Annotated in this window: 8 protein-coding genes and 1 tRNA gene; 5 read left to right on the forward strand and 4 right to left on the reverse strand. The window is 62.5% G+C overall.

Annotated features, from left to right (window positions below; genetic code table 11):
• Both J5474_RS22355 and J5474_RS22360 read left to right on the forward strand, forming a co-directional pair.
• Positions 1–194: hypothetical protein (locus J5474_RS22355; protein ID WP_209364204.1), on the forward strand; the 194-nt coding region annotated here is incomplete at its 5' end.
• A tRNA-Ser gene (locus tag J5474_RS22360) sits at positions 156–245 on the forward strand. The genes J5474_RS22355 and J5474_RS22360, both read left to right, overlap by 39 nt.
• Before the next feature lie 450 nt (positions 246–695).
• Here the strand turns inward: J5474_RS22360 and J5474_RS22365 are convergent.
• Positions 696–983 (reverse strand): hypothetical protein, encoded by a 288-nt coding sequence (locus J5474_RS22365; protein WP_209364205.1) that lies wholly within the window; start codon positions 981–983, stop codon positions 696–698.
• 52 nt (positions 984–1,035) lie between these two features.
• The gene (locus J5474_RS22370; protein WP_209364206.1) at positions 1,036–1,248 is read right to left on the reverse strand and encodes a hypothetical protein; all 213 of its coding nucleotides are present in this window, start codon (positions 1,246–1,248) and stop codon (positions 1,036–1,038) included.
• 72 nt (positions 1,249–1,320) lie between these two features.
• On the opposite strand from J5474_RS22370, the gene J5474_RS22375 reads away from it, so the two are divergent.
• The 3 genes from J5474_RS22375 to J5474_RS22385 all read left to right on the forward strand — a co-directional run bounded on the left by J5474_RS22375 (position 1,321) and on the right by J5474_RS22385 (position 3,411).
• On the forward strand, positions 1,321–2,460 hold the full coding sequence (locus J5474_RS22375; protein WP_209364207.1) for a plasmid recombination protein: 1,140 nt from the start codon (positions 1,321–1,323) through the stop codon (positions 2,458–2,460).
• Between the two features lie 173 nt (positions 2,461–2,633).
• On the forward strand, positions 2,634–3,053 hold the full coding sequence (locus tag J5474_RS22380; protein WP_209364208.1) for a hypothetical protein: 420 nt from the start codon (positions 2,634–2,636) through the stop codon (positions 3,051–3,053).
• 79 nt (positions 3,054–3,132) lie between these two features.
• Entirely contained in the window at positions 3,133–3,411 is a 279-nt protein-coding gene (locus J5474_RS22385) for a hypothetical protein (protein ID WP_209364210.1), read from the forward strand.
• 164 nt (positions 3,412–3,575) lie between these two features.
• Here J5474_RS22385 and J5474_RS22390 read toward each other — a convergent pair whose 3' ends face one another.
• Positions 3,576–4,115 carry a hypothetical protein gene (locus J5474_RS22390; RefSeq protein WP_209364212.1) on the reverse strand — a complete coding sequence of 180 codons (540 nt, stop codon included), beginning with the start codon at positions 4,113–4,115 and terminating at the stop codon, positions 3,576–3,578.
• A 214-nt stretch (positions 4,116–4,329) separates the two neighbouring features.
• Positions 4,330–5,652 (reverse strand): DUF6538 domain-containing protein, encoded by a 1,323-nt coding sequence (locus J5474_RS22395; RefSeq protein WP_209364214.1) that lies wholly within the window; start codon positions 5,650–5,652, stop codon positions 4,330–4,332.
• Positions 5,653–5,997 lie beyond the last annotated feature (345 nt).

The raw sequence follows: 5,997 nt of genomic DNA on the forward strand, positions 1-5,997 counted from the left end.
CGCACCACCTCCTCGTTGACAGAATATTGCCAACCACCCATGCTGAAACGCTCCATTTGACACGCAAAACACTTGGATCAGGCATTTTTCAAGGCTTCCAGAAAAATGTGATTTTCGCCTTGTTTCTCGGGTCATGCCCCTCTAAACGGGTCGGCGGAGACGTGGCCGAGCGGTCGAAGGCGCTCCCCTGCTAAGGGAGTAGGCGGGAAACCGTCTCGAGGGTTCGAATCCCTTCGTCTCCGCCACTTTTTGCCCCCTGCGCGCGGCGCAAGGCCCGCAAAATAAGGCGTTTGGTTGCATAGCGCGATCATTCCCCCAAAAATTTGCTCCACTTTTTGCTCCACATTCTCCTGCACCCGCACCGGTATTTCGTTGGTAGCGAGGTCTTCCCGCGCATCCCGATGGGCCAAGAAGCGTGCACCCCGCCTGACCTACGGGCCCGGACAGATCAGCAGAGCGCCGTGGACGATCAACAGCACGACAATCGCGACGCGCACGAGGTTTCGCCGCAGCCAGACATGGGCGCGGGTGCAGTATTTCATCGGCTTCTCCTGTGAAGTTGGTGGCGCGCCGGCAGCTTCGTAGCAGCGAAGGAGTGTTGATCATCACCGGCGCGCCGAATGCCGGGGGATCCAGTCCCGGCGCCGGGACCATGCGGCCCCTCAAGGAACGGCGCCCACGCGGGCGCCGTCGGATCATTTGTGGTCGAGCATCCGCAAGCTCAGTTTCACCGCTTCAGCGAAGTCGATGGCCGTCCGCACGGCACGACACAGCTCCTCGAGCAGCGGGAGGGCAGCTTGGAGCGCCTCTGCCTCCGGCGTGAGACGCCGGTGGGTGTCGAACGCCTTGGCGCAGCCGATCAGGCGCTCCTGCGGGATGGCGACCTTCTCCTCGAAGGTCCCGGCCTTGATCCCGTCGTGGATCTCCGAGATCGCTGTAGCGAGGACAGGGGTCTCCCCTGGCGAACGACAGCCTGTGCACAAAGGCGCGCGCAGCGCGACGACTGCGCAGGCTGGTTAGTGAGTAGAGGGCCTGTCACACCCCGCAACGCACCGGTGAAGGAACCGCGATTTCCGGATCGCCTGGGTCAGCAACATCTCCCCGTCTCCTGTCCTTCCGGAGATGTTCCCCGTGGTCCACCAGCCCAGCCCAAAGTTCGCCGTCGTCTGTCGTTTCCAGGGTTTGTTCCCTGCCGATCTTGGTGGCTATGAGAAGCATCGCACCCGCAACGGTGGCGATCTCGGCCATGTAAATTCCTCCCGCTCCCACCTGAACCGGTCCGTGATCGGTGAGGCGGATTGGGCAGCTCAGACGACCGCGATGATCGAGGACATGAAGGCCGAGAACTTCGCGGACGAGATCGAAACGCTCACGCGGCGGCGGCGAAAAAAGCAACTCAAGGAGCGCATGGCCGAAGGCCCGCGCGACCCTTGGCGGGCAACCCGCCACGGTCCGCTGCGGGAGGTGATCCTGACGGCCAACCGCGACTGGTTCGACGCTCTCCCCACCCCTGCCGCCCGCGAGGCCCGGGCCCAGGCCTTCGAGGATGCGGCTCGGGACTGGCTGCTGGAGAACTTCGGCGAGGATGTCGTGCATGCGCGGGCCGATCTCGACGAGCAGGCCGTCCACATTCACGCGGTCATCGTGCCGAAGGTTCAGGTGGAGCTGAACGGCACGAAGCGCTGGATGCTCCAGCCGTCCAAGCACGATCTGATCAAGGATTACGAGGCGGCGCAGGACAGCGTCGGCGCGCATTTCGCGCCCCTGGGTCTCGTGCGGGGAGAGCGCCGGGCCGAAGCCGTGCGCAAGGCGCGGCAGGCCGGGGAGGACCCGCCAGCCTACCGGCAGCATGTGCGGACGGCCGACTGGCGCAAGGCCGAGGACGCCAGGATCGTCGAGACCATCGCGGATCTCGATAGGCGTGCAGAGGCCATGGCCACCGAGGAAGTGGCGCTCGAGCAGAAGCAAGAGGCGGTCACGGGCCGGGAACGCGCCATTGGCGCGCGCGAGGACGCCGCCGTGGCGAAGGAACAGGAAGCCGATGCGGTGCTGGCTGTCGGCCAGGGGTTGGCGGCAGGCGCCTTCGACATCGAGGACAGGGACGGGACGCCCGCGCTCGTCGAGACACCGGATGCCAAGCCCGGTCTCCTGTCGAAGCTGAGGGCGCGGATGGCCCTGTCTTCCGCTGGCCGGGTCCGCGCGCTGCATGTGTTCTCGAAGGCGTTGGCGCGCTTGCGCCAACAGGCCCGCGATGAGGCGAAAACAGCCGTCGCTCGCGACACGGCCGAGATCCAATCCGCGGACGAGACCATCGTCGAGATCGTGTCTCGTTTCCCCGACGCCGAGCGTCACACCATCGCCAAGATCCGGGTCTCTCTCACTGCGCGTATCATGGCTCTGACCGGCCGCGATACGGGCCGCAGAACCCCCGCGAAAAGCGAAGATGACAAGCGTCCATGACTGAAATTTTCGGATTTGTTTCTTGTGAATTCAGAGGCTTGAGGTGCGGCGCCGAAAAAACTTCGCGAAAAACGCTACTGCTCAAAAAAATCGGTCGGACTATTCTTCCGTCCGCGGCGGCAGAGACCTCGGCGGACATGACCAGACACAGTCCCAAGAGGAAGATACCGACCATGAAAACCCAGCCCGGCACCACCCGTTTCCACGCCCCCGCCGATGGCCGCGCAAGCGGCGGAGACCGTCCCAAGCTGACCGCGAAACAGCGGGCGATCGCGGCCCTGGAAAAGGCCATCGACAAGGATGCCAAGGCCGAGGAGCGCCTCGAGGCGGCCCGCCGCAAGGCCATCGGCGAGCACTTCACCGCCTGGATCGAAGAGGCAGACATGTCCGTCATTGTCGAGGTCTTCGCCGGCCTCGAAGTGGCGGCCACGAAGGCCAACCGCAAGCGCATCGCCTCGCACCCGCTCCGCCCCGGGAAGGTCGACGCCATCGTCGAGAAGCGGCTCGCCGAGATCGAGCGTCTCAAGGCCGAGGAGGCCGCGGAACGCGAGCGCGAACGCCAGATGGACGGTGGCGCGTCCGACGCCGCCTGATCATCGCATGATCCTCCCGCCCTCCGCGATCGGAGGGCGGCAAACCACACAGCCCTGACCTCCCCATCGAGACGATCCAATGCACGCCACCCTCGCCACCCTCCCATCGCAAGGCCCCGGTTCCGCCGGTCCCGCCTGGCGTGGGCAGGCATCGGGGGCGGCGACGGCGCATCAGCAGGAGATCGCGCGCGTGACCGAAGCTCGCGACAAGCTGGCGACCCTTCTGGCAGGCGGCGAGATGTGGGCGCTTCCGCTCTTTACCCGCCTCGAGGCCGAACTGGCCCAGCTGACCGCCCGTGAGAATGTCCTCGCCCGCGCCCGGCAGATCGCCGAAACGGCGGCGCGCAAGGCGGCTTGATCATTGGTTTGCCCCCTTGAGGCACTAATTGGCGTCCGGGGCGAATGACTGGTAAGAACCCGTTTGCGACACTGGTGGACAGCGCGGCATCTTGTAGGATAGGCCGTAACTCGTTTCGGGCGCATGGCCGAGATGGAGGTGCAAAGCCGCCATTGCGGCAATTTCTATTTCGGATCATGAACCTTTGGGTCTATTCCAAAGTCCACTATTTTTTGAATTTTTCCATCGGGTTCCTCCCACACGGTCGCATCCACAAGATACGTTATCCCGATTCTCCCAAATTTCTTGACGATAAGTTTGCAACTGTGTGAGTTTGCGCTACCAAATTTCATTTCGGTTGCGCCGGAAATTTGAATGAAAGACATCTCAAAGGATAGACTTGTTAAGAAAAGTTCATCTGAGATGTCTGTGTTTGCTTCATTATAGACGCGACCATTCGGCGTTTCCTTAACCGGTAAAGGTATGTATTTGCGTGTCCAACAGCTGTTTGCCGCAAGCTTCACGGCCTGCAACTCATCTTTGGCAATTTGAACTAGCTGTTCGGTGGGACGGTAGCCGCCACCAAATGGCACTTTTCGAATCCTACTGTTTTGGCGTGATAAGAAGAGCATTCCATTTGCGCCGTGGCCATAGTACTCGAACTCCACGGCATCTTCGCGCAACTTCCAGTTTTTGAAATGATCACTCTTCGCAATATATGCCATAAAAGCTTCTCTTGATGGGCTCCGAAATTCGGAACCGATTGACACTAACAATATGGGGCCAAACGCACCAAGAACTTGACCCCATTTACTTTGTCATGCGGGGAGTTCTCTAAGTCAATGCGTTCAAGGGCGCGATAAGTGGATCGAATAGTGTCCGCTTCGTCCGCATTGCAGACCTTGCAGCGCCCATACATATTACTTGCCATGTGCTTGATCATGCCAAATGCCACGGCACCTGCAGCGCCACCGCCCGCGCCAACTCCAGCTTCCGCTCCAAGGGCATTTCGTCGCCATAGAGCTCTCGGTTCCGTGCCGAGGCCACGCTGTGGCCCATCATCTCTCCCCGATCATCCGAGGCAATCCCGGCAACCTTCAGCCGGCTTTCCCAGGTATGCCGCGTCCCACCGGCCGTGTGCTTCGGCGAGGGCATCAGGTCATGGCCGCGCAGGTAGCCGTTGATGAGCGCCGAGTAGCTGCGCTTGTAGCGATATCGCGGGAAGCCGTTGGGGTGCCGCCGCGCGGCCGCCAGCGCCACGCCGACGAGCGGCACGAGGCGCACCGAGGAGGTGTTCTTGATCTCGCGCTTCTCCTCGCCGTCCTCGAAGGCGATCCGCAGGTGAGGGATCACCGCATCCAGCACGATGGCGTCGGAGGGAAGGTCGTGGATCTCCGCCTGGCGACAGCCCGTCTCGATGGAGATCAGCAGGATATCACGGGCCTCGTCGTTGAGATCGTCGAAGGCCGCGGGCGCGAACCACTTCTCCGTAATCCAATCCACAGGTATCTCAGGCTTCCGGCTCTTGACCGCGTGCCGATCCCGGATGGTCACGCCGAGATAGGGACGCGGCGGCTCGGCCATGTCGAGGCTGTCGTAGTAATGCGCCAGCATCGACGACATGTTCGAAAAATCCTTCTTCGCGGTCTCCGCCTTCTGGCCCTCCCTCTCGATCCGCTTCTGCCACCACGCCTTGTGCCGCCGCGCATCCCCGGCCTCCAGCGCGAGGACCGGTCGATCACCGCCGAGAGCGGCCATGAGGTTCGTCACCGCGCGGGTCCGGGGATTGCGCCAGAGGCGCATCTGCGTCTCGCTTTTGTAGCGGTTGTCGTGGGCACAGATCCGTTCGACTTCCTCGACGAGCCCCGACAGCATCAGCTGCGGCGCCTCGACACCACCGAGCAAAGCCCGCGCCATCTGCGGGGTGTCGGAGGGCTTCAGCATGTCGAGCCGCGCGAGGATTTCTTCGAGCGGCCCGGACGCGAGATCGTCGGCTTGGCGATAGGTAACACCGCGGGTCGCCGCCAGGGCAACCGCAGCCGAGAAGACATCGCCCGGCTGCTGCGACTGACCCATCGCCAGCCGCGCGTCGAGCTCGGCCAGCACCGCCGCTTCCGCCGCCGGCAGGCGCGCCCGCGCCTCCCGCTCGCTGTCGGTGCGCAGGCTGCGATGGATCTCCGCCCGAACCTCCACCCCGTCATACCGCCGGGGCACGCGCATCCGCAGATGCCAGGTCCCGTTCCGCTTCGTTATGCCTGCCATCCGCCTGTCCGTTCTGTCAGTAATCAACTGGTATTGGGAGCGCCCCCGGTGATCAAGGGATGCTCCACATTTTGCTCCACAATTTTGCTGCGGTCCGAGTGGGTCAATTCGCCAATAACCCATAAAAACTTGGAGTTTTTGAGGCATTTCGCGGCAAATACGAATCTCTTCGTCTCCGCCACTTGCCCTTGCGAAAGCGTTCTCCGCAGCCGGATTTGTCCGTTATATTCAAAGGTTATGCGGGATGGGCTGTTGACCGGCCCCGGTGCGAAGAGGGCCCAAAGCGTTCTCTACGGTCCGATATTCTCCAGACCTGTTGACCGCGCTGATCCGGTGTTACGCCTT

The sequence above is a fragment of the Sagittula salina genome (genome assembly GCF_017813235.1).
Taxonomy (GTDB): domain Bacteria; phylum Pseudomonadota; class Alphaproteobacteria; order Rhodobacterales; family Rhodobacteraceae; genus Sagittula; species Sagittula salina.